Source organism: Haloarcula sp. R1-2 (assembly GCF_011627385.1).
Lineage (GTDB): Archaea > Halobacteriota > Halobacteria > Halobacteriales > Haloarculaceae > Haloarcula > Haloarcula marismortui.
The window spans coordinates 45,157-67,493 of sequence record NZ_JAANTG010000002.1; the positions used below are offsets into that span (position 1 = coordinate 45,157).

The 22,337-nt window shown below is 63.2% G+C and carries 28 protein-coding genes; 14 read left to right on the forward strand and 14 right to left on the reverse strand.

Annotated elements, in window-relative coordinates:
- The first annotated feature begins 66 nt into the window (after positions 1-66).
- From G9C82_RS08265 to G9C82_RS08280, 4 genes are all read left to right on the forward strand, one after another.
- Positions 67-861, forward strand: coding sequence for an aldo/keto reductase (locus G9C82_RS08265; protein WP_127014428.1), 795 nt, complete (start codon positions 67-69; stop codon positions 859-861).
- 6 nt (positions 862-867) lie between these two features.
- Positions 868-1,053, forward strand: coding sequence for a hypothetical protein (locus G9C82_RS08270; RefSeq protein ID WP_127013857.1), 186 nt, complete (start codon positions 868-870; stop codon positions 1,051-1,053).
- A gap of 74 nt (positions 1,054-1,127) precedes the next feature.
- Positions 1,128-1,265, forward strand: coding sequence for a hypothetical protein (locus G9C82_RS08275; protein ID WP_004516449.1), 138 nt, complete (start codon positions 1,128-1,130; stop codon positions 1,263-1,265).
- Positions 1,266-1,437: 172 nt separating this feature from the next.
- On the forward strand, positions 1,438-2,154 hold the full coding sequence (locus G9C82_RS08280; RefSeq protein WP_004960239.1) for a type 1 glutamine amidotransferase: 717 nt from the start codon (positions 1,438-1,440) through the stop codon (positions 2,152-2,154).
- A gap of 23 nt (positions 2,155-2,177) precedes the next feature.
- Here the strand turns inward: G9C82_RS08280 and G9C82_RS08285 are convergent, their stop codons facing one another.
- The 3 genes from G9C82_RS08285 to G9C82_RS08295 form a co-directional block, all read right to left on the reverse strand.
- Positions 2,178-2,645, reverse strand: coding sequence for a cupin domain-containing protein (locus G9C82_RS08285; protein ID WP_127013858.1), 468 nt, complete (start codon positions 2,643-2,645; stop codon positions 2,178-2,180).
- 102 nt (positions 2,646-2,747) lie between these two features.
- The gene (locus G9C82_RS08290) at positions 2,748-2,912 is read right to left on the reverse strand and encodes a DUF6757 family protein (protein WP_004516452.1); all 165 of its coding nucleotides are present in this window, start codon (positions 2,910-2,912) and stop codon (positions 2,748-2,750) included.
- Between the two features lie 54 nt (positions 2,913-2,966).
- Positions 2,967-3,743 (reverse strand): PHP domain-containing protein, encoded by a 777-nt coding sequence (locus tag G9C82_RS08295; RefSeq protein WP_127013859.1) that lies wholly within the window; start codon positions 3,741-3,743, stop codon positions 2,967-2,969.
- Positions 3,744-3,889: 146 nt separating this feature from the next.
- Between G9C82_RS08295 and G9C82_RS08300 the strand changes: the two genes are divergently transcribed.
- Positions 3,890-4,177: a hypothetical protein gene (locus tag G9C82_RS08300; RefSeq protein WP_004590034.1), complete on the forward strand. Its 288-nt coding sequence runs from the start codon at positions 3,890-3,892 to the stop codon at positions 4,175-4,177.
- Between the two features lie 115 nt (positions 4,178-4,292).
- On the opposite strand, the gene G9C82_RS08305 is transcribed toward G9C82_RS08300, so the two are convergent.
- The 4 genes from G9C82_RS08305 to G9C82_RS08320 form a co-directional block, all read right to left on the reverse strand.
- Positions 4,293-4,703 (reverse strand): hypothetical protein, encoded by a 411-nt coding sequence (locus tag G9C82_RS08305; protein WP_004960253.1) that lies wholly within the window; start codon positions 4,701-4,703, stop codon positions 4,293-4,295.
- On the reverse strand, positions 4,700-5,386 hold the full coding sequence (locus tag G9C82_RS08310; protein WP_004960255.1) for an ATPase domain-containing protein: 687 nt from the start codon (positions 5,384-5,386) through the stop codon (positions 4,700-4,702). Before G9C82_RS08310 ends, G9C82_RS08305 begins: the two co-directional genes overlap by 4 nt.
- A 73-nt stretch (positions 5,387-5,459) precedes the next feature.
- Positions 5,460-6,167, reverse strand: a complete 708-nt coding sequence (locus G9C82_RS08315) for a hypothetical protein (protein ID WP_127013860.1) — start codon at positions 6,165-6,167, stop codon at positions 5,460-5,462.
- Positions 6,168-6,231: 64 nt separating this feature from the next.
- Positions 6,232-7,137, reverse strand: a complete 906-nt coding sequence (locus G9C82_RS08320; protein ID WP_127013861.1) for an acyltransferase — start codon at positions 7,135-7,137, stop codon at positions 6,232-6,234.
- Positions 7,138-7,275: 138 nt separating this feature from the next.
- Here G9C82_RS08320 and G9C82_RS08325 point away from each other — a divergent pair, with 138 nt between their 5' ends.
- Both G9C82_RS08325 and G9C82_RS08330 read left to right on the forward strand, forming a co-directional pair.
- Positions 7,276-8,289, forward strand: a complete 1,014-nt coding sequence (locus tag G9C82_RS08325) for a CPBP family intramembrane glutamic endopeptidase (protein ID WP_127013862.1) — start codon at positions 7,276-7,278, stop codon at positions 8,287-8,289.
- 24 nt (positions 8,290-8,313) lie between these two features.
- On the forward strand, positions 8,314-9,366 hold the full coding sequence (locus G9C82_RS08330) for an aldo/keto reductase (protein WP_127013863.1): 1,053 nt from the start codon (positions 8,314-8,316) through the stop codon (positions 9,364-9,366).
- 423 nt (positions 9,367-9,789) lie between these two features.
- Here G9C82_RS08330 and radA read toward each other — a convergent pair whose 3' ends face one another.
- From radA to htpX, 4 genes are all read right to left on the reverse strand, one after another.
- Positions 9,790-10,839: a DNA repair and recombination protein RadA gene (gene radA, locus G9C82_RS08335; RefSeq protein WP_007187908.1), complete on the reverse strand. Its 1,050-nt coding sequence runs from the start codon at positions 10,837-10,839 to the stop codon at positions 9,790-9,792.
- 141 nt (positions 10,840-10,980) lie between these two features.
- Entirely contained in the window at positions 10,981-11,439 is a 459-nt protein-coding gene (locus G9C82_RS08340) for a hypothetical protein (RefSeq protein ID WP_127013864.1), read from the reverse strand.
- 1 nt (position 11,440) lies between these two features.
- Entirely contained in the window at positions 11,441-12,058 is a 618-nt protein-coding gene (locus tag G9C82_RS08345) for a hypothetical protein (protein WP_004960279.1), read from the reverse strand.
- A gap of 417 nt (positions 12,059-12,475) precedes the next feature.
- Positions 12,476-13,354 (reverse strand): zinc metalloprotease HtpX, encoded by an 879-nt coding sequence (htpX, locus tag G9C82_RS08350; protein ID WP_007187906.1) that lies wholly within the window; start codon positions 13,352-13,354, stop codon positions 12,476-12,478.
- Between the two features lie 126 nt (positions 13,355-13,480).
- Between htpX and G9C82_RS08355 the strand changes: the two genes are divergently transcribed.
- From G9C82_RS08355 to G9C82_RS08365, 3 genes are all read left to right on the forward strand, one after another.
- Positions 13,481-14,374: an NAD(P)-dependent oxidoreductase gene (locus tag G9C82_RS08355; RefSeq protein ID WP_127013865.1), complete on the forward strand. Its 894-nt coding sequence runs from the start codon at positions 13,481-13,483 to the stop codon at positions 14,372-14,374.
- An 86-nt stretch (positions 14,375-14,460) separates the two neighbouring features.
- Positions 14,461-15,600 (forward strand): 60S ribosomal export protein NMD3, encoded by a 1,140-nt coding sequence (locus G9C82_RS08360; RefSeq protein ID WP_127013866.1) that lies wholly within the window; start codon positions 14,461-14,463, stop codon positions 15,598-15,600.
- Positions 15,593-16,687 (forward strand): class I SAM-dependent methyltransferase family protein, encoded by a 1,095-nt coding sequence (locus G9C82_RS08365; protein ID WP_127013867.1) that lies wholly within the window; start codon positions 15,593-15,595, stop codon positions 16,685-16,687. The genes G9C82_RS08360 and G9C82_RS08365 overlap by 8 nt, the downstream gene beginning before the upstream one ends.
- 173 nt (positions 16,688-16,860) lie before the next feature.
- Here G9C82_RS08365 and G9C82_RS08370 read toward each other — a convergent pair whose 3' ends face one another.
- The gene (locus tag G9C82_RS08370; RefSeq protein WP_127013868.1) at positions 16,861-18,588 is read right to left on the reverse strand and encodes an ATP-dependent DNA helicase; all 1,728 of its coding nucleotides are present in this window, start codon (positions 18,586-18,588) and stop codon (positions 16,861-16,863) included.
- A gap of 161 nt (positions 18,589-18,749) precedes the next feature.
- On the opposite strand from G9C82_RS08370, the gene G9C82_RS08375 reads away from it, so the two are divergent.
- Positions 18,750-18,944 carry a cold-shock protein gene (locus G9C82_RS08375; protein WP_004516469.1) on the forward strand — a complete coding sequence of 65 codons (195 nt, stop codon included), beginning with the start codon at positions 18,750-18,752 and terminating at the stop codon, positions 18,942-18,944.
- A 108-nt stretch (positions 18,945-19,052) separates the two neighbouring features.
- On the opposite strand, the gene G9C82_RS08380 is transcribed toward G9C82_RS08375, so the two are convergent.
- A complete protein-coding gene (locus G9C82_RS08380) occupies positions 19,053-19,274 on the reverse strand; it encodes a hypothetical protein (RefSeq protein WP_007187901.1) in 222 nt (73 codons plus the stop codon).
- Positions 19,275-19,383: 109 nt separating this feature from the next.
- Between G9C82_RS08380 and G9C82_RS08385 the strand changes: the two genes are divergently transcribed.
- From G9C82_RS08385 to G9C82_RS08395, 3 genes are all read left to right on the forward strand, one after another.
- A complete protein-coding gene (locus G9C82_RS08385; protein ID WP_007187900.1) occupies positions 19,384-20,370 on the forward strand; it encodes an SDR family oxidoreductase in 987 nt (328 codons plus the stop codon).
- A 75-nt stretch (positions 20,371-20,445) separates the two neighbouring features.
- On the forward strand, positions 20,446-21,384 hold the full coding sequence (locus tag G9C82_RS08390; RefSeq protein WP_004960295.1) for an NAD(P)H-binding protein: 939 nt from the start codon (positions 20,446-20,448) through the stop codon (positions 21,382-21,384).
- On the forward strand, positions 21,381-22,115 hold the full coding sequence (locus G9C82_RS08395) for a hypothetical protein (RefSeq protein ID WP_004960298.1): 735 nt from the start codon (positions 21,381-21,383) through the stop codon (positions 22,113-22,115). Before G9C82_RS08390 ends, G9C82_RS08395 begins: the two co-directional genes overlap by 4 nt.
- Here G9C82_RS08395 and G9C82_RS08400 read toward each other — a convergent pair.
- Entirely contained in the window at positions 22,102-22,275 is a 174-nt protein-coding gene (locus tag G9C82_RS08400; RefSeq protein ID WP_004960301.1) for a DUF5786 family protein, read from the reverse strand. The genes G9C82_RS08395 and G9C82_RS08400 overlap by 14 nt on opposite strands.
- Between the last annotated feature and the right edge of the window lie 62 nt (positions 22,276-22,337).

Genomic DNA, 22,337 nt, shown 5'->3' on the forward strand with positions numbered 1-22,337 from the left:
TGCGGCGAGTGAGACACGGATGTGACACCCCCAACAGCGACACTCCCGAGTGGCGACGAACTGCCGATGGTCGGCGTCGGGACGTGGGACATCGACGGCGACACCGTACAGGAGTCCGTTCGGGCCGGGCTCAATGTAGGCTACGCCCACGTCGACACCGCCGAGGGCTACAAGAACGAGAGCGAAATCGGCGAGGCCCTGGCCGACTACGACCGCGAGGACGTGTTCCTCACCTCGAAGGTGCTGCCGAAACACCTCGACTACGAATCCGTCATCGAGGCCTGCGAGGCGTCGCTCGACCGCCTCGGGACCGACTACCTCGATCTGTATCTCGTCCACTGGCCCAACCCCGCGACCTCCATCCGTGAGACGATGAACGCCATGGCGACGCTCCACGATCAGGGGAAGATCCGCAATGTCGGCGTCTCGAACTTCAGCGCGTACCAGCTCGGGGCCGCCCAGCACGTCGCCGACGTGCCAATCGCTGTCAACCAGATCGAGTACCATCCCTGGAACACACAGGACCAGGTCGTCGAGTTCTGCCGCGACACCGACACTGTCGTCGAGGCGGCCGCGCCGCTGGGTCGGACGAAGGTGTTCGCTGACGATATTATTCAGGACCTGAGCGAGAAATACGACAGGTCGCCAGCTCAGATCGTCCTGAAGTGGGCGGTTGAGAACAACGTGGTCGTGCTACCGAAGTCCTCCTCGCCCGAACACGTCCGCCAGAATTTCGACCTGTTCGGCTGGGAACTCGACGCCACCGACCGCGAGCGCATCGACGCCATCGAGCGCGAACAGGCGGTCTACGACACCGGCATCAACGACTGGGACAACGATACCTACGGTATCTCACAGTAGTTCCCGATGGTCGAACCGCCCGGACTGGACCGCTGGGACGCCACGGCCGCAGCGAGCATCGCGGTTTTACTTATTGTGGCGTACGTTCTGATTCCCGACCCGACAGTCCAGTACGGGACGTGGCTAGTCATCTTCTGCATCTGGATGGCCTGGTTCGTCTCTTTCGGTGCCAAATGGTTATACGGCCCCTAGAGGGGCTCGTTGAAGCTTTTACTCGATTCCGTGTCAGCGGAGATTTATTTACTCCCGCTCTCTATACACACCTGATGCCCCGTATCGAAGTCTCGGAAAACCTGTACCGGCAGATCGAGAGCGAAGCCAACAACGACGACTTCAACGACACGCTGTGGAAGATGGTGGGCTCCTATCGGCGGACGAACAACCCGGAAGCGGACCAGACGTAACGCACATATCACAGTCGTCAGCGGCCCGTAGCGAGACAGTTTTGAGAGTTCAATCGTTCCCAAGAGTCGCTGTACCAGCGTGCACTTCGACGCCGGCGTCCCCGTCACTGTGAGCGGCAATCACTGCCGTCGGTACGCATGTTTTTACGATTTGAGCCGCTGCGTACTTGTAATGAGGCCACGAATCGCCCTGCTGAACGCGGCCCACGACGGCGACGACAATCGTCGGAACTTCCGGCGGGAACTCGACGCCGACCTCGTGGAATACGACGTGACCGAGCGCGAACTGCCCGACACCTTCGCGTTCGACGGCTGTCTGGTCACCGGCAGCCGCGCGTCCGTCTACTGGGACGAGCCCTGGATTCGGGACCTCGAATCCTGGGTGGATGCGGCAATCGACCGTGATATCGCGTTCCTGGGCGTCTGTTTCGGCCACCAGTTGCTCGCACACGCACTCGGCGGCACCGTCGAACCGATGGACGAGTACGAGATCGGCTACCGGACGGTCGAGCACGACGGCGAGAACGAACTGCTTGCTGGCGTCGACGAGTCCTTTACCGTCTTCACGACGCACTCGGACCGCGTCGCCGAGGTGCCGCCGGGCGCGACCACGTTCGCCGAGAACGACTACGGCATCCACGGGTTCCGGAAAGAGAACGTCTTCTCGGTGCAGTTCCATCCCGAGTACGACCCCGAAACAGCCAAAACGGTGACGAAAGGCAAGGATGAGCAGCTCGCCGACGAGCGCATTGACGCGGTGCTTGACGGCGTCACAGAGGAGAACTACCGCGCCGCCTGCGAGGCCAAGCGGCTGTTCGACAACTTCACCGAGTTCGCCGCGCGTCACGCGGGTGGCGTGACCGGTGCGACCACCGCTGCTGACGACTAACCCGCCGAAGGAGTTGTTGCCGGTCAGGTGAACCGACCGGTCTCGGTGTCACATTCCGCACACCGTGTTACGAGCGCGTCCCGGTCGGCCGTCATTTCGACGTAGTTGTGCGTGCGACCGCCACACTCCTCGCAGTGCCGGAGCATATCCGTGTCACCCATCTCCTGTGGTGCGCCGAGCGCAAGCGCAACGACGCGCTCGTCGCCCTCGTTGTGCCCGCGTTGCCACTCGCCGGGAGCGAAGCGGATGGCCTCGCCCGCTCCGACGCGTACGTCGCCGTCCTCTGTCTCGAACGTCGCTGTGCCCGACTGAACGAGAAACACTTCCTCCTGGTCCGGATGGCGGTGATACCCGAAGCCGAAGGACTCGCCCGGTGCCAGTTCGTAGTGATTCAACGCGATATTGTCGGTGCCGAGTGGACCGGCGAGCGCCCGCTTGACCGACGCCGGCCCCATTCGCGATTCGACGGCGTCAAGGCTGACTTTCTCCATAGTTGCCATGTACGGCGGGCAGTCCTTAACGGTTAGTCAGGGCGAGCCACAGTGGTGACACGGAAGACACGCCATAACAAAAGCAGAGAGACGGAGTGTCGGTCACTCGCGTCGGTCGATATCGAGTTCCTCGTCGAGGTCTTCGAGCCAGTCGGCGTCTTCCAGTTCCGCCATCTGTTCACGGAAGTGTGTCTTGCAGACACCGACCTTGACACCGTCGTTCTCGACGGCGATGTCGGCTTCACGGTCGCAGTAGTGACACTGCATACCTGAATAGTAGACCCGGATGACATTGAACCCTCGGGTTCCGTCTGCCGGTTGTCAGACGTTGAGCGCCGTTTCGACTCGGTCCCACGCGGGCGAGTCCAGACCAGTGTCACCCAGCGTCTCGCCGTGGGCGTCACTGCCGCCCGTCGGGACGAGGTCGTATCGCTCGATAGCATCGTCGACGAGGCTGTCGTCGACAGCGCGGCCGTACGGGTACCACCGTTCGACGGCATCGAGCGACGCACACTTCGACAGTGCAGCCGCCGTCTCAGGGTATCTGAACGGGTGCGCGAGGCCGACCAGCCCGCACGCATCTGAGAGAACGGCACAGCCGCGCTCGAAGGACGGGACCTCCCGTGGGACGTAACAGGGACAGTCGTCGCCGATGAGTTCGTCGAACGCGGACTGGAAGGTGTGGTCCGACACCTCGGCGATTCCGCGGGCGATGTGGGGCCGACCAAGGCCGTCGCGCGGTTCGACGGGCAGCGAGACGCCCAGGCGGTCTTCGACGCACTCGATGATGCGCGCGCCGCGCTCCCGGCGGTTCCGCTGGATGCGCGCACATTCGGTCCGGAGTTCGTCGGTCGGGTCGACGCCGTAGCCCAGCAGGTCCAGTCGCTGGGTCTCGGTTTCGACGCGGAGTTCGATACCGTGGAGCAGCGTCACACCGTCCCGCTGGGTGACGGGGCCGTCGAGTGCAGGCTGGAGTCGGTCGTGGTCCGTGACGGCGACAACCTCGACGCCCGCTCGTCTCGCAGCGGCCGGGACCTCGTCGAAGGAGAGCGTCCCGTCGGAGCGGGTCGTGTGTACGTGCAAATCAGCGACGACCATACGGTTCACACAATCCCCAGCAGGAAGCCGCTTCTGGTCGAATCATGAGTCGTGGGCACACGAAACGTTGGTTCCTTATACGCATTAAGGGATATTATGATTATCTATAGTGAAGGTTTATTAGGAACCATGAACTTTCGATAGATATGCGAATGCTAAGCAACGCAACGGACGCCTTCCAATCGTACGACTACCCGGTTTCAGCCGAAGAAATCATCGAGGGCGACGGCGATATGGAACTCGAACTGCCAAACGGCACCGAACGGCTGGGCGACGCACTCAGCCGGTCGGCTCCGGAAACCTTCGAAAGCGCGGAAGACGCCGAGTTCGCGGCGTTCTCGGGCGTGTCGAGCAAGGCCATCGGCCGGAAAGGCTACTCCGACCGCGACCCGATCTGCATGGGCGAAGACGGACCGGACGAAGTCTCCTTCTAACGGTCAAAAGCGGCCTGCAGTCACCCCAGCTCTGGACGGATTTTCCGTCTCCTTCGTTTTTACATAGGCGAGCAGCAGCGCTGTTCGGGCGGTTGGCGCACACACACTGAAAGGGCTATCGGTCGAGAAAGTCCGGCCTGTCGACAGCGTCAGTGCTGTCGACTGACTGCCTGTCCAGCAGCTCCGAGGAATCAAGCGCCGACGGCAGGCCGTCGCGGCCGCCAGTCGGCACCTCTCCTTCGTCGATATACGTCTTCTCGCCGTTGATGAGGTCTGCCCAGAGGGCGTCCCGGTCGGCGTTGGTCGTCTCCGCCGCTTCCTTCGCTTCGTTGCGCCCTTCGTCGTACGCGAGTTCGACCATGCTCTTGTGATACGCCGAGTTCATCTCGGCGTAGATGGCTTCGAGTTCCTCGCGGTTGTACTCCCCGAGGCGCTCGGCGACGCCGATGGCGTAGGCCCGGTCGGTAGCCTCGTCTTTGTCGAGAGTGTCCCAGTCGGTGCCAAACTCACGCTCGTAGCGACTCATGTCTCCACTTTCCGGTCAGTGTGAACCTGCAGTCCGGCGTCAGAAAAGGAGATTTCGCGGATGTCACAGTCGATAGCGGTACCCCGCATCTTGATAACCTGAACGCCGCGGGTCATGCTCCCGTTTTCGAGGAAGTTATGGAAGAAGACGACGCCGTGGGCGAGGTAGTGCTCGTCGCTGTAGGAGGACGGGTCAGTCATCTCGGAAATGAGCAGTGTCGTCGCGTCGGTCTGTTTCAGCGCAGAAAGAAAGCCCGTAATCTCGTCTTCAACGTCGGCCATGAAATGCTGTAACAGCATCGTCGAGTCGATGACGACCCGCTGGATGTCGTTCTGTCTAATGTAAGCGACGAGTCGATTCGTCAGGCCGCCCTCGTTGCCGAACTGCGTGATAGTTCGCTTCCCGCTCTCGGTGACGAGGTTGAGGAACTGGATGGCATCAGACTGCATGGCCCGGTCGAAGCCGAAGTCGTAGCCGGCCATGTCCTGCATCAGCTCCGTCTTGGTCTCGTGCATCGTCACGTACAGGCACGTCTCGCCCTCCTTGACGCCCTGTGTAATGAACTGTGAGCAGAAAGTAGTCTTCCCGCTGCCCGGCGGGCCGCTGACCACGTAAAGACGATTCGGGAGTAACCCCCCCTCAATGAGTTCGTCGAAGCCGGGGACCCCACTAGAGAGACGCATATCAGCTATCTGAGTCCGTCTGGACATATGCTTTCACATTCTATTTTCACCGGTGATAACTCATTCGGCTGCGTCAGCGTTCGATAGCGCTGGGGTGGCTATCGGCCAGTTCGAGCAGTCGCTCCGTACCGGCCTCGTCGAACCGCATCGGTCGTCGCCACCACGGGCCTTTCCCCGAGTCGGACGACAGTTCGGTGACCAGTTCGTTCGCGTCGGTGCCCCCGCTCGGTGCCGACAGCGGGACCACTGTATCGTACAGCTGTGACTCGTCGGCGTTGCCGCGAATGAGAACGCGAGCGTCGAATGGGTCGCGTTTCACGTGGGCATTCGAGGCAAACTGGGCCTGTTCTGCGGACGGGAGATCGCGGTACTCCTCACCCGAGACCGCGTCGCGGGCGAGCTGGAAGTGACCGATGACGTGGGCACCCCACTCCGGCGACGCCCAAGCCGGACACTCATCGGCTACCGACAGCGTCGCGTAAAAAAACAGATAGTCGCCGGCCGACAGCTCCGAGAGCGGGCCCGCTTTCACGCCGTGTTCGTCACCGTACGTGTAGCGTTCGCCGCCGGCCTCCGGAAACTCCGGGTCGAAGTGGACCGGCTGGTCGGCCACCGCGGATACGTCGGTCCGCAGGTCGAGGTCGCCGTATGTCGGCACGGGCTCACTGGTCGGTTTCGATTCGGGAATCGGGATGTACTCAAAAGAGCCGTCGGAAAACAGCGGGCCGCGAAAGCCGGGCTCGTTCGTGTTTGCTCCGACGTTGATAGCGACACTTCGCATAGCCATTGTTGGTCGGTTTGCGAGAAAGGACTTCGGTTGCGGAGAGGGGACGTACTGTCGCTGCCTACTCCCGGTCCGGCGGCGAGAGGTCGCGCTGGAACTCGTCGAACTGTTCTAGATTGTCGGGCAGGTCAACGGACAGTTGCCGCTCAGCGCGGCGGTCGACGTTCGCCCCCTCGATGGGCTCTGCGACGGACTCCCAGCCGTCCTTGACTGTCAGCGACTTCGCCGGTGTGCCGGCAGCGACGTGATGGGCGGGGATATCTTTGCCGGCGATGGACTTCGCCGCGAGGATAGCGTTTTCGCCGACCTTCACGCCGGCCCGGACCATCGAGTCGTAGGTCAGGCGCACGTCGTCTTCGATGATAGTGTGGTAGTTGTCGACGTGGGTCTGGTCGACGGCGTCGTGGTCGTGGCTGTAGACGTGGGTATCGTCGGAGATAGAGACGCGGTCGCCGATTGTGAGTTTCCCGCGGTCGTCCAGATGGACGTCGTCGTGGACGACGACGTTGTCACCGACCTCGATGTTGTGGCCGTAGGTAAAGGAGATACCCTTGAAGAAGCGACAGCCCTCGCCACAGGACTCGAAGAGATGGTCGGCGAGCATCCGACGGAACCGGAGCGCGAACTCGACGTTGTCCGCCATCGGCGTCGCGTCGAACTGCCGCCAGAGCCACTGGAGGTGTTTCGAGCGTTTGAACCGCTCCTCGTCTTTCTCGGCGTAGTACTCGCTTTCGAGGGTCGTGTTACAGGGGTCATAGCCCTGAAGCCGGACCCGCTCGGCCGGAGAGATATCCGCGCCGTCCTGCCAGCGCTCGTAGGCCTCCCGATCGCCGTGGAGGTCGACAAGCACGTCGGTGACAACATCGCAGGTGTCCTCGTCACCGGAGAGGCGTTCATCGACCTCGTCGATAAACGCCCTGAGCCCCTCTTCGGCGAGCGGTGGCAGCGACACGTGACGCTTCGTCATGTCGAGTACGTGGCTTCGCGGGCAGATAGGGGTTTCCGTTACGTGAAACCTACCCAGTTACACTCGTGTCACGAGACTGTGTCCCACAGAGCACAGCGGGCAAGCCACAATTAAGACGCCGCCGTTCCAGACCACGACATGGTCAGGTCGGACTTCATCATGGAGATACGGCGCTACATTGTCAATCCCGCGGAGCGCCGGCTGCGGGCGCCGTGGCGGGTCACGCTGTGGCTGTTTCTCGCCGGGTTCGGCCTCGTCCTCCTCTCAGGGATGATCGCAGTGGTGTCGTCAGGAGTGCGTGTGACGCCGACGGTCGCAGTCGTGCGCCAGATTACGCTCTTTGCTGTTGGAACCGTCGTCGCCGTCGTAATCGGCTATCTACTCGACCGGCGGACGCTCCCGGATTACGGGTTGGGATTCGACCGCCAGTGGTGGCGCGACGCGGCCTTCGGCCTCCTGCTCGGGGCGGGGCTTCCCGCGCTCGTCCTGCTCGCTGAACTGGCCGTCGGGTTCGTCGAAGTCAGCGTCGTCCTTGCAACCGTCGACAGCGGACCGCTCCCGCTGACCGCGTTCGGACCACCGGTCGCCGTCCTCCTTCTGGGGGCGTTTTTCCTCGTCCAGGCTACTGCCGAGGAGGTGCTCGTCCGTGGGTATCTCCTGACGAACGCGGCTGAGGGACTCGCCGGCTGGATCGGGAAGCGGCGCGCAATTATTGTCGCAACGGCACTGACGGGTGGACTGTTCGGCGTCCTCCACTGGACGAACCCCAGCGCGTCGCTGCTCAGCGTGGCCAACATCACCCTCTACGGCCTCCTGCTCGGTGCGTGTTACGTCCTGACCGGTCGACTCGGAGTCGCCAGCGGCTTCCACGTCGCCTGGAACTACACGCTGGCACTGCTTGGCTTCCCTGTCAGCGGCCTCCGGATGGGTGTCGCCCTGCTCTCGACGACCGCGACCGGCCCCAAACTTGTGACCGGCGGTGGGTTTGGTCCCGAAGGGGGCCTCGTCGCCCTGCCACTGCTCGCCGTCGGCGGGGCCGGGCTGTACTGGTGGGTCCGTCAAGAGTACGGTGCAGTCGAGTTGCTTGACGACATTGCGACCCCGCAGCTCCGGATTCGGACGCGGTCCGACACCGCAAACCAAGACGGCTAAGTGGACAGCGCCGCTAAAACGCGTATGGAATACGCGACACTCGGAAACTCCGGCGTCGAAGTCTCAGAAGTCGGGTTCGGTGCCTGGGTCGTCGGCACGGACTGGTGGGGCGACCGTACTCGCGACGATGCTATCGACATGGTCCAGCACGCGCTCGCGGAGGACGTGACGTTCTTCGACACCGGCGACGTATACGGCCACGGCGACAGCGAGGAGATAATCGGCGAAGCGCTGGCGGAACACCGCGACGAAGTTACCGTCTCGACGAAAATCGGGTACGACTTCTACAATAATCCACAGGCCGGCCACGGCGAACTCCCGAAGAAGGTCACGCCCGAATGGGTGCACACTGCTGTTGACCGCTCGCTCGACCGCCTTGGCATGGACCACGTCGAGCTCCTGATGCTCCACAACGCCAACGTCGACGAGGTCGACGAGGACGTGCTGGAAGCGCTCGACGAACTCCGCGAGGAGGGGAAGGTCGACGCCATCGGCTGGGCGCTTGGCCCCTCTATCGGCTGGCTCGCCGAGGGCGACGCCGCAGTCGCAAACGAGTTCGACGCGCTCCAGACCGTGTTTAACCTCTTCGAACAGACCCCCGGCCAGCACTTCATCGACACCATCCGCGAGCAGAACGCCGACACGTCGGTGCTGGCTCGCGTCCCTCACTCCTCTGGGCTGCTGAACGAGCAGGTGACCCCCGAGACAGAACTCGGTAAGGGCGACCACCGCTCGCACCGACCGAGCGAGTGGTACGAGACCGGCTGGGAGAAGGTCGAGGAAATCCGGTTCCTCGAACGTGACGGGGCACGCACGATGGGCCAAGCCGCCATCCAGTGGCTCCTCTACAACGACGAGGTGGCGTCGGTCACCCCGACGTTCCGGACGAACGCCGACATCGACGAGTGGGCCGGTGCGCCCGACACGCCGCCGCTGAGTGACGAGGAGTACGACCGCGTGCAGAACCTGTACCGGGACAACTTCGGCATCGACCGCGACGACGGGATGGACGCCCTGCGCTCGTCGGTCGGTGGTGCAGACCTCGAAGAGACCGGTATGAAGTCTGCTGGGGACTGAGGGCGAGGCGTTCTCGCGCCGACGCACAGGCAGGCGGGCGACTGATTTGACGCCGCGCACCTGATTTTCGCATCGTCCGAACACCGGGGAGTGGGCACTGAAATCTCCAGTCGACGGTTTACCCTCCGCAACCATTGACGACCAGACAGCCGTCTGTCGGTTCCCGGCTGTTACCCCTCTGTTTCAACAGGAGATGTACCGCCGTCCTGCGGTTAGGGTGTTGAAGTTTCACATTCACCACGGTGCGTCTGACGACCGCAAGACGCCAGACGGAAGCCGGTTCGAGATGAAACGAAGGGGTTCGGGGCGCGAGAGCAGTCCACATACCAGTCCGGATGAAAACTGTCGCAGGTGTCAAAGACTGGCAGAGGAAATTATCTGTAGTCGTCGGACCGGCGATGGCCGTTACTGCTGGCGGCCGGGCTACTCGTTCAGCAGGCCGTCTTCTTCGACACGCATGACACCCTCGCCGTCCGGGAGGTTCGGCGCGTCGACGAGCTTGACGATACGCTTGTTCCCCTTGGACTTCCGGAGGTACATCCGGAACGTGGAGGTGTGGCCGAGGATGTTGCCACCGATGGGCTGGGTCGGGTCGCCGAAGAAGGAGTCAGGGTTGGAGGCGACCTGGTTCGTGACGACGACAGCAGTGTTGTTGAGGTCGCCGACCCGCATCAGGTCGTGGAGGTGCTTGTTGAGCTTCTGCTGGCGGTCGGCAAGTTCGCCACGACCGACGTACTCAGCGCGGAAGTGAGCGGTCAGCGAGTCGACGGCGAGCAGGCGAACGGGGAACTCCTCTTCCTGACTCTCGCTGGCGATTTCCTGTGCCTTCTCGGCCAGCAGGATTTGGTGATTGGAGTTGAACGCCTTCGCGACGTGGATTTTCTCCAGCACAGAGGCAACGAGGTCGTCAAGTAGCGCCTCGTCGGTTGGGTCTGCGTCGGCCTCCTCTTCGACAATGCCGTGGAGGACCATCGTATCTGCCAGTACCTCGTCGGCGAGGCCCTTGACCATCTGTTCGATACGCTCAGGTCGGAACGTGTCCTCGGAGTCGACGAAGATAGCGCTGCCCTCCAGCCCGCCGTGTTCGGCCGGAAGCTGGACGTTGACTGCGAGCTGGTGCGTTACCTGGGACTTCCCCGCGCCGAACTCACCGTAGACCTCGGTGATGGACTGGGTCTCGACGCCGCCGCCGAGCAGGTCGTCGACCTCGTCGACGCCCCAGGAGAGCTTCCCGATCTGCTCACGGCGTTCGAGCACCGTCGACCCGGTTTCGAAACCACCGATGTCGGCCGCTTCGCGGGCAGCCTGAATGATATCTGCCGCCGACGACTCGCCGATGTCGGCCGTATTCGACAGTTCGCCGGGGGAGGCGACTGCAATTCCCTGATAGGAGTCGTAGCCGTTGTCTTCGAGTTTCTCTGCTGTCGCCGGACCGACACCCGGCAGCTCTTCGAGGTCCTCACTTGCGGACATAGACATGCCTTGTGCGTCCGGGGGTATAAAGCCTCGTTAACACCAGAGTGAAAGTGAAAGTGTCGGACGGAAGCAGGACGCTTCGAGATGGTATCGGGAGTTTTAGATGGGAAGGAGGGTCGGTGGGCGGTGGAAACGGATTCAGGCCGGACCCGCTCGACCGAGATAGACGAGCAACAGCGTCCCCAGCAGAACGAGTACAGTCAGCACCGTCTCGGACACCGGCAGTATCCCGTCGCCGAACGTGCCGACGAGGAGGAGCGTAATCGCAGTCGTGCCGGAAATCGGCCTGGAGCGGATTGAGCGCCAAAACAGCCAGAGCGACCACCGGAGGCCGGCAAGCTGTGAGAGAATGTGTGTGGCAAGTGAGCGACTTGCGTCCGGGTTCTCGGCGGGTTCGAACGCGTCGAGGTCCCCGCGGGCGACTGTCACCACCTCGCCGGTGTGGACGCGACGGCCGGCCACGTCGCCGACCACCAGCAGCGTCACAGCGTCTTCGTCCGTACCGACGACGCGGTAGACACCGGCGGGAACGCGGCTGTCGCGGCCGGCCTCGGTCGGCCGGACGTGGTCACCGACAGCGACGCTGCCGTCGGTCATGTCACTCCCAGGGGTGGTAGCCGGGACGATCCGGCCACAGCGGATACCAGTACTCCTTGTCGTCCTCGACGGTGATTTCGTCGCTGAGGTTACTGTCCAGTTTGAACTCTGCGGAGGTGTTGCGCTCGTGGCTGTCGTGTGGGTCCGGCGCGAACGGGTAGTACGCGCCCCGGCGGAAGGAGTACACCCAGTAGACGGTCTGGTCGCTGCGCGCGTCCTCGAACGAGAACAGCGCCGCGAGCAGGCGGGAGCCGTAGCGCCGTTCGACGAGCGTGTCCGCCGCGAAGTGGATCGACGTGAGCAGGTCCTCGAAGTCGTTGTCGTGCAGCACGACCCACTGATAGCCGTGGTCGTCGGTCTCGAAGGTCGCCCGGGTGCCCGTCTCGACCATTCCGGCGTCGAGAATGGATTCGACCTCGTCGATAGCGTCCTGAAAGTCCGTACTGTCGACGTCGGCGAAACACAGCGCCGCCTCGCCGGTCGGTTCGTACCCCAGATCGGCCTCCATCGTGATATAGGCGGTACTCATCCCGAACAGGTCGTCCGGGTCGGCGTCCCGTGTCGCGTCGGCCTCGGCTTTCACCCCGAGGACGCTCTTGAGTCCGTCGAGCAGTCCCATATGCGAGCCCCTACGGGCCGGAGACCAAGGTGGTTTGTGTCTCGACTAGTTGCTGTGGTTGCGTACGAAGACAGGGACAACTGTTCTAACAGCCAGAAAGCCCCGAGTCGCTGGGCTACTGCGACTCGCTGCGCTCCTCACCACGTTGCGGTGCTTACGTCGCCTCGTACGCCCAGCGACTCGCCCCTTTCAGTCCCACCCGTTTCGGCTGCTCAATCAGCCACAGGAGGGACTGAAAGGGGCAGCTGGCTGAACGACGGCGGACGACGTAAGCACTGGAACGAACGGAGTGAGTGAAGCGCGCAGCGAGTCCCCCGAGTTCAGACAGCCGGGGCTTTCTGGCTCTGTATAGCTGTCACGGTGAGAATCCACACTATCGCGTAGACGACTGCCGGCAAATCAGATAATAAACAGACATTACCGACTTTCGAGTTCGCGTTCGAGGTCCTGCAGGCGGTCGATGCGCTTCTCGGTCGAGGGGTGAGTGCTGGCCAGACGGCCGATCCACCCGACGTTAATCGGGATGATGAAGAACGCGTTCATTTCAGCCTGGTCGCGCATATCCTCTTTGGGGACCTTGTCCATCCGACCGTCGATTTTCATCAGTGCGTTCGCAAGGGCGGCGGGCTTGCCGGTAATCATCGCGCCGCCGCGGTCGGCGGCATACTCGCGGTAGCGGCTGAGCGTCCGGATCAGGAGGAACGAGATGACCCAGACGACCAGCGAGATGAGGATGGCGACGATGACGGGCACCTGCTGGCCACCGCGCTCGCGGCCGCCGCTGAACAGCCAGCCCCACCGGACGATGAGGAAGGCGATAGTCGAGAGGAACGACGCGATGGTCATCACCATCACGTCGCGGTTCTTGATGTGGGCCAGTTCGTGGGCGATAACGCCCTCCAGTTCGTCCTGGTCGAGCGTGTCCATGATGCCCGTCGTCACGCAGACGGCCGAACTGCTCTTGGACCGGCCGGTGGCGAAGGCGTTGGGCACCCGCGAGTCGGCGACAGCGACCTTCGGCTTCGGGAGGTCGGCCTGCTGGGCGAGGCGGTCAACGGTCCGGTGAAGTTCCGGGTACTCCTCCGGTTCGACCGTCCGAGCCCCCATCGAATACAGGGCGAGTTTGTCGCTGAAGAAGAACTGCGCACCGAGGAACAGTCCCATGACAACCACGATGAGTGCGAGATTGCTGAAATACAGCGTGAGCGCTCCAAGGAAGACGATGTACAGCGCGAACAGCAGGAACATCGTCAGGGCCATCCGGCCACGGAGCCCCCAGTCTGTTTGCCACTCCATACCCTTGATAGACGGTCGACACTCTAAAACCTCGCTATCGTGAGAAAGTGCCACACGGCAGGGCCAGTGGACCGTCAGCGGGCCAACGGTCCACACGCATTTACTCTCCGGGCAACAATCGGATGCATGACCGACACAGTCGTCGTCACTGGCGGGCGCGGGCGGTCCGGGCGCTGGATTTGTGACCACCTCGCCGGCGAGTATCACGTCGTCTGCGTGGACCGTGACCACCCCGGCTGGGAGATTCCGACGCGGGAGTACATTGATTTCAAAGCCGTCGACGTGACTGAAGGAGTGGAGGTCCGGGACCTCTTCAGCGAAGTTGACCCAGACGCCGTCGTCCACTGGGCCGCGCTCCCAGCGCCGGAGCGTCACGCGGGCACGCGGGTGTTCGACACCAACGTTTCGGCGACGTACAACGTCATTGACGCCGCAGGCCGCGCTGGCGCAGATGTCGTCTGGGCGTCCTCCGAGAGCGCCTACGGGCTGGCCTTCGCCGAAGAGACGCCACTCCCGGCGTATCTCCCGATAGACGAATCCCATCCGACCGCGCCGGAGGACCCGTACGGCACGTCGAAGGTCGCCGGCGAAGAGGTGGCGAAGATGGTCACCCGGCGCGACGGCGTCGACGTTGCTTCGATACGGCCGTCGTGGATTCAGTACCCCGGCGAGTACAACTGCCGGGACGTGGCCACGGGCGACCTCGCCGACGGTGCGGGTAACTGCTGGTCGTATGTCGACGTGCGCGACGTGGCGACAGCCGTCGCGGCAGCGCTCGATGCCGACATCGGTGGGCACGAAGCGTTCAACGTCGCCGCCGCCGAGAACTACGTCGGTCGGCCGACGGCTGCCCTCGTGGAAGAGCAGTGGGGTGACCTTCCCGCGGAGTGTAAGCTGGACGACGACCAGTCAGCGCTCTCGACGGCAAAGGCCCAAGGGCTGTTGAACTGGGAACCCCGACACAGTTGGCGTGATGCCGTCGACGCCGATGTTGCAGCGCCAACTCTCACGGGCGAGTAATTGAGGGCAGTCCCGGGCCTGCCGGCGGCGGCCGGCCGCGGTGGCGGAACACACGGCTTAAACGGGTCAGTACAGTAAGACCGGTAATGAGCCGGTCGGGAGAGTTCTGTCCACGCTGCGGTGACGAGATACCAGAGGGCACTGACGAGCGCCCGGAGCTTGCGGGTGCCGGCGGTCAGCGCAACTCCGAGCACGTCCTCTGTGACGCCTGCTACTTCGAGGAGTTCGACCTGGTGGACGCCCCCGACACCATCCAGGTGCGGGTCTGTTCACGGTGTGGCGCGGTCCACAAGGGGAACCGCTGGGTCGACATCGGCGCGGAGGACTACACCGATATCGCCGTCGAGCAGGTTAGCGAGGCGCTCGGTATCCACGTCGACGCCCAGTCGGTTGCTTGGCAGGTCGCTCCCGAGCAACTCGACAAGAACAACATCCGGATGCACGCGGAGTTCTCCGGCGTCATCCGCGGGACGCCGGTCACCGAGGAGGTCACCGTCCCTGTTCGCATCTCCCGGCAGACGTGCAAGCGCTGTGGGAAAATCGCTGGCGGTTCCTTCGCCAGTATCGTGCAGGTGCGGGCCGACAGCCGCGACCCGACCGACGACGAGCGAGAGCGTGCTGAGGAAATCGCACAGGAGTACGTCGCCGCCCGCGAAGAGACCGGCGACCGCAACGCCTTCATCACCGAGACCAAGTCCGTCGATGACGGACTGGACATGAAAATCTCGACCAATCAGATGGGGCTGGGCATCGCCAAGCGAATCACCGCCCGACTCGGCGGCTCGTACTCCGACTCACGGCGTCTCATCTCCGAGGACGAGGACGGGCAGGAACTGTACCGGATGACCTACGCCGTCCGCCTGCCCCGCTACCGACAGGGCGAGGTCATCGACCCGGAGGACGGCGACGGGCCGGTGCTGGTCCGCTCGGTCCAAGGGAACCTCAAGGGCGTCCGTCTGGCGACCGGTGAGGACTACGAAGCGAGTTTCGAGGCGGGCGAAACGCCCGACGCCCGCCGGCTGGGGTTCCGTGAAGACGGACAGCAGACGACTCTCGTCGCAATCGAGGACGAGAGAGCCGTTCAGGTCCTCGACCCCGAAACCTTCGAGAGCAAGACCGTCCCCCGGCCGGACTATCTCGACATCGACGCCGACGAGGTGCCGGTGCTGAAAAGTCATGCGGGGTTGCACATTCTCCCTGCCGCCGACGCGGATACCGATGAGTGAGGACACGGAGACAGCGGACGACCAGCAGCTAGCTGTCGTTGTCCACAAACCCCGTTCGCAGGTTGCTATCGAGTCCCTGCGAGCGGAGGGCGTCTACGACGACACCAGAAGCGTCACCGAGTGGACCGCGGACAGCGTCGCAGTTCCGGTGACTGCCCCGCCACAGGAGACGCAGTTCCGGGAGGTCGTCCGGCAGGTCGGGAAGCGCCGCCTCCGAACGCTCGATGACCACCTCCGAGAGCGCGGCTGGACCGACGCAGAAATCGCCGCCGCCCCGAGTTCCTGGGCCGTGCTCGGCTCCGTCGTGCTCGTCGACATCGGCGACAGCCCCCGACCGGCGGAGGTCGGTGACGCCCTGCTGGCCCTCCACGGCGAGGCCGAGACGGTGCTGGCTCGCCACGGCATCTCCGGGGAACACCGCGAACCCAGTGTTGAGGTCATCGCCGGTGACGGCGACACAGAGACGGTCCACACCGAACACGGCACACGCTACGCGATGGACCTCGCGGAAGTGATGTTCTCGCCCGGCAACAAGGCCGAGCGGGCGCGGATGGGTGAAATCGTCAGCGAGGGGCGGGGGACCCGGCCCTCGGAAGGGGCGAGCGGTGAAGCCGCGAGCGAGGGCGGCGAGCGCGTACTGGATATGTTCGCCGGCATCGGCTACTTCACCCTCCCGATGGCCCGCGCCGGCGCGCACGTCACCGCCGTCGAGCGCAATCCCACGTCGTTTCGCTTTCTGGTCGAGAACGTCATGTTGAACGATGTGGACGAGCGGGTGCAGCCGTATCGGGCCGACTGTCGAGACGTTGTGCCGGGCTTCGCCAGTGAGGGACGCGCCGACCGGATCGTGATGGGCTACTACGAATCACACGAGTACCTCGATAGCGCGCTCGACGCGCTCACACCCGGCGGCGTCCTCCATATGCACGAAGCAACACCGAATTCGCTCGTGTTCGACCGCCCGATAGAACGGCTGGAAGCGGCCGCCGGCGAGGCCAACCGAGCCGTCGAAGTTCTGGACACTCGGCGCGTCAAGGAGTATAGCGAGGGCGTCGCCCACGTTGTCGTGGACGCTAAGATACAGTAGGGCGTTTTTACTCAAACAGTCCCGGCCAGAGCGGCGAGTACCACACACGGTCGTAACGCATAATTAGGCTAGTAGTCAAGAGGGGGCATGAACAGACAGCAGATTATCGCCATCATTCTCGTCGGCCTGATGGTCGGGTCGTCAGTGGTCTATGGATTAGCCTTCGCCTTCTTCTAATCCCACACATCCGAAAGCGGATGATTTCCGTTCCCGGACCGCGAGCGGGAGCGGTCGTGCCGGCGCTTCGTGCCCGAACTGAGCGCCGAGAGCGCCTGGTCCGGCGCAAACCGCGGCAAATCTGGCTGTGAAAGGCGGTCGACCTGCGCGCGGAACCAGTCGGGCATGTCGTGGTCAGCGCGCTCGAAGAGGTCAAGTAGCGACGTGTCCGCGAGGTAGGTCGCACCGTGGTCGTTGGGCGCGCGGACGACCCGGCCACAGGCCTGGATGACCGTCCGCAGTGCCGTCCGATAATACCAACCCCACTGGTCGTCTTCGAGCCGTCGGGCGACGCGAGAGTCGCGAGTGTTGGGGTAGGGGGCCTTGCACAGCACCTGCCAGCGACAGAGATCGCCTTCGAGGTCGAGGGCTTCTTCCATCTTCACTGAGAGGAACACGTCGGGGTTGTCGCTGCGCTTCCAAGCGGACAGCGCCCCGTCCCGACCTTCCTTGTCATGGGTGCGGACGCGAGCGCCGACGCCGAAGTCGTCAAGCAACTCCTTCAGTTGCTCCTGAATAGCATACGAGTGGCAGTGGATTAGCCCCTTCTCGTCCGTGTGCCGGGCCATGATACGCACGATAGTGCGAGCGATGTCTGGCAGCGTGTCGTCGCGGTGCTCGTAGGTCATTTTGCCCTGAGCGACGTCGTACAGTGGCCGGTTCTCGACGGGGAAGGTGTGTCCGACCTCCACGAGTGCGACGTTGCTTGGGTCAAGGCCGACGTTGGCACAGAACGCCTCCTTGTTGAGAATAGTCGCCGACAGCAGGGCGAAGCGGTTGCCCCGGTCCCAGACGGTGTGTTTGAGGTAGCGCTCCGGATTCATCGGCTTGATTGTCACCGGTGCGTGCTCGCCGTCGGCCTGGTCGACGACCCACGTGGTCGCGCTCTCGGTGTCGGTGTAGTCCTCGCGGAACCACCCGAGGTCCTGCCGGAGCGTGTTCAGCGAGTCCCGCTCGGCGACTTCCTCGCCGGTGAGTTCCGCCTTTTTTCGTAGTTCCTTCACGCGGCGTTCGGCGAGGTGTTCGACGCGCTCGGTGAAGGCGACAGCCTCGTCCAGCCCGTCGATGTCGGGCACGTCGATATCGTTCCACATCGGGATGGACTGCGGCGAGAGGTCGATGGTGGCGTACATCTCCGCCCATTCGCCCAGACCGTGGGCCTCGTCAATGACGACCACGTCGCGCTTGCCGAACACGTCGCTGCCGGCGGTCTGCATGAAATAGGCAAGCGTCATCGCAGCGATGCGCCGGTTCGAAGCGATGGCACGGTCAGAGAAGTACGGACAGCGGTGCTTGACCTGACAGTCGAACTTCCGTTCGCGCACGCACGGGGCCTGATTCACCGGCGTGTCAGTCTCACCGGGAAGGATGCAGTCGTAGTTGTTCTTCCCGCGGATGACACAGAGGTCCTCAAGCAGGGCGTCCTCGGCCACATCATCCAGTTGCGAGACCTGTGGCGTGGTGTAGTAGGCGTCGATGACCTGTTCGGCGGCGGCCTCGCCGGCGGTTCGAGCACACCCGGCGATGGCCCGGGCGAGCAACGATTTGCCGCTGCCGGTCGGGGCGCGAACGAGGACAACGTCCTTGCCGCGCTCGAAGGCCGCACGGATGTCAGCCAGAGCCTGCTTCTGGTTGCCCCGGTAAGACGGGGCTGGGAACTCGTCGGTAATCCGCGCGGGGCACACGCGAGAAAGCAACGGACGAGGCGGCCTAAACCTTTCCTGTCACCGGATGTGTGTCAGCAGCTACCCGAGATGACGGGAGTGGGTCGTGTTCACAGGCACACGGTCATGTCACCTGTACTCTCGGAACTCTTATACATATACCCCCTGTACGTATATTTGCAATGGCAAACGGTAAGGTTGATTTCTTCAACGACACAGGCGGTTACGGTTTCATCTCGACTGAGGACGCGGACGATGACGTTTTCTTCCACATGGAAGACGTTGGCGGCCCTGACCTCGAAGAAGGCGAGGAGATCGAATTCGACATCGAACAGGCCGACAAAGGCCCCCGCGCGACGAACGTCGTCCGCAACTAAGGCAGATTTCCGGTCGCCTTCGGGCGACCACATCTGACACTTTGTTTTATCAGACTACTCGAAAAGCGACGGCGCCCGGTTCGCAGTAACCCAGACAGGAAACAACGATCAGTTGTCAGTCTGTGCGGAGAGAGCGGCCACGTCCGCCGCAGTCACGTCCCGGTCGTCGGGCAGCCGGTCGATGCAGTCATAACAGAGGAAATGCTCCGTATCGTCGCCGAGTTCGAGGACGATGCCTTCGGTCGGTCTGGACTCCTGCGACCAGATGTTGGCGATGCCGCCAGCTATCGAAACGTTCGTATCGCACCCGTCGCAGGCTCTGGATGCCATTATCCGAATTTTACGCACTGTATACACTTCAAGGTAGCTGGCCCCTTCGAACAGTTCAGCCGAGTAACTCTCGGCATACTTTTGTCGTCCGATGGGCACCATCCAGATAATGCAAATACTGGTCACAGGGGGTGCCGGGTTCATCGGCGGTCACCTGGCACAGCGGTTCGCCGCCGACGGCCACGATGTCGTCGTGCTGGACAACCGCGACCCGTTCTACGATCTAGATATCAAACAACACAACGTCGATGCCGGACAGGAGGCCGCCCGGAACAGCGACGGGAGCTACGAGTTCATCGAGGGCGATGTACGTGACGCGGAGCTTGTCACAGATCTCGTCGCCGACGCCGACTACGTCTACCATCAGGCCGCCCAGGCCGGCGTCCGCCCAAGCGTCAAGAACCCCCGCAAGTACGACGAGGTCAACGTCGACGGCACGCTGAACCTCCTCGATGCCTGCCGCGACGAGGGCATCGAACGGTTCGTGATGGCTTCCTCTTCCTCCGTCTACGGGAAGCCACAGTACCTGCCCTACGACGAGCAACATCCCACGACACCCGTCTCGCCCTACGGCGCGTCGAAGCTCGCCGCCGAACGGTACGCCTGCGCCTACAGCGAAGTGTACGACCTCTCTACGGTAGCTCTTCGCTATTTCACCGTCTACGGCCCCCGGATGCGCCCGAACATGGCGATCTCGAACTTCGTCTCCCGGTGCCACAACGGCGAGCCCCCGGTCATCTACGGCGATGGCACGCAAACACGCGATTTCACCTACATCGAGGATATCATCGACGCGAACATGACGCTGCTGCACGAAGACGCCGCCGACGGGAAGGCCGTGAACATCGGGTCGACGGACAACATCGAGATCAAGACGCTCGCGACGGAGATCCGCGACCAGATCGACCCGGACCTCGATCTGGTCTACGAGGAACGCCACGACGCCGACGCCGAACACACCCACGCCGCGACCGACCGTGCCGAGGAACTGCTCGGCTACGACCCGGACCACACCATCCGGGAGGGCGTCGCGAAGTTCATCGACTGGTACCGCGACAACCGCGACTGGTACGAACCGCTCGTTCGACAGTCCTGAAACGAGCAAGCGGTCCGACACGGCTCCGAACAATCAGACGGCGGTTTTAACCCCGTTCCGTTCTGCAGGAAGGGTATGCATGTGCTCGTGACCGGTGCGACGGGGTTCGTCGGGAGCCATCTCGTCCCGGCGCTCCTCGCGGCCGGCCACAGCGTCCGGGCGCTCGTTCGCGATCCGAGCGAGTACGACCCACCCGACGGCGTCGACGTGGCGACAGGTGACCTGCTCGACGCGGGCAGTTTCGACGCCGGCCTTGACGGCGTCGACGCCGCGTACTACCTGGTCCATTCGATGCGTGCCGGGAGCGACTACGCCGAGCGGGACCGGCGGGCGGCGCGGAACTTCCGTCGGGCAGCTGACGAGGCCGGTGTCGACCGGGTCGTCTACCTCGGCGGCCTCGGCGAGGAGGACGAGACGCTGTCCGAGCACCTCCGGTCACGCCGTGAGGTCGAGTTTATTCTCCGGGAAGGAGCGTACGACCTGACGACGTTCCGGGCGGCCATCATCATCGGCGCGGGCTCGGCGAGCTTTCGGATGATACGCGAGCTAACGACGCGACTGCCCGTGATGCTGACACCGCGCTGGGTGCGGACAGACTGTCATCCGATCGCTATCGACGACGTCATCGCGTACCTGGTCGACGTGCTCGACAAGCCGGAAACAGCCGGCGAAACCTACGAGATCGGGGGGCCGGAGGTACTGACATACGCAGAGATCCTGAAGCGAACGGGCCGGCTCATGGGGTCCGGTGAGCCGACAATCGTGCCGATACCGGTGTTGACACCGAAGCTGTCGGCGTACTGGGTCGCCCTCATGACCGACGTGCCATCAAGCGTCGCCCGGCCGCTCATCCACGGGCTGAAGACGCCAGTGGTCGCAGACACCGAGGCTGCGCAGGCACAGTTCGCCGTTGCCCCGACATCGTTCGGGGATGCGGTCAAGCTAGCCCTCAGCGAGCCACGGAGTCGAAACGCAGCACGGGCGGCCGCAGCTACGGGTGGTGCGGGCAGATGAGCGGGGATAGCGCCCGTCCCGACTACGGCGAGACGTGGGTGTACGAGAGCATCATCGGCGCGCTGCCGGGAATCCGGCTGCCGACGTGGGCAGCGATGGCGATTCAGCTCCTCATCTTCGAGGTTGCCATCATCGCCCTGTCGTGGTACTACGAGGTCTGGAGCGCCGCAATCGCCGGCACGGTCGTCGTGTTCGTCGCCACCATCGGGAGCGCAGAGATGCTCCGCATTAGCACGCTCATCCGGCGTATCGACGTGCCGCCGACCTACCGTGCACTGCTGTTCGCCTCGAACGTCGAAGTCGTGTTGTCCGTCCTCGCATACATCGCGCTACTTACTCATCTGTTCGTCTTCGACCCACAGGTTAGCTCGATGCCGCTACTGGGCCGGCTGTTCGGGCCGGAGCCACCGGTACTGGTCGTGTATCTAACGCTGCTCATCCTCTGGGACGTGAGTTACCGCATCGGGACGGGCTGGTGGGCCAGCGTCACGGGCCTGTGGCGGTCGGCTCGGTACCGGTTCGACCCAGAGACGGCACGGGTGTTCATGCGGGCCGACTTAGAGATATGGGGCTTTGGCGTCCTCCAGCTCGTGCTCGTGCCGTTCGTGCTGGACCAGCCGGTGCTGCTCGCGGCGCTGGTCGGCCATGTGATAGCCGTGACTGCCGTGACAGCCGTCTCTGTCGGACTATTGCGCTACCGGTCGAGAACGACCGCAGTCAGTCGGAGTTAATCTGCTTGAACTGGTCGAGCAGCTCTTCTGTCGACTCGTCACCGTCGTAGTCGACGCTCCCGTGGTATGTACTCCGGTCGTCGTCTTCCGACAGTTCGACCTCGCTGTTCTTGCGCTCACGGCGTTCGTGTTCGTCGTCGTCGTACGCTCCCATCGACATAGGTTACCACGGTAAATCTTGGCTGCTAGTGATTATCAATGTAACGGTGGTTCCAGAAACCG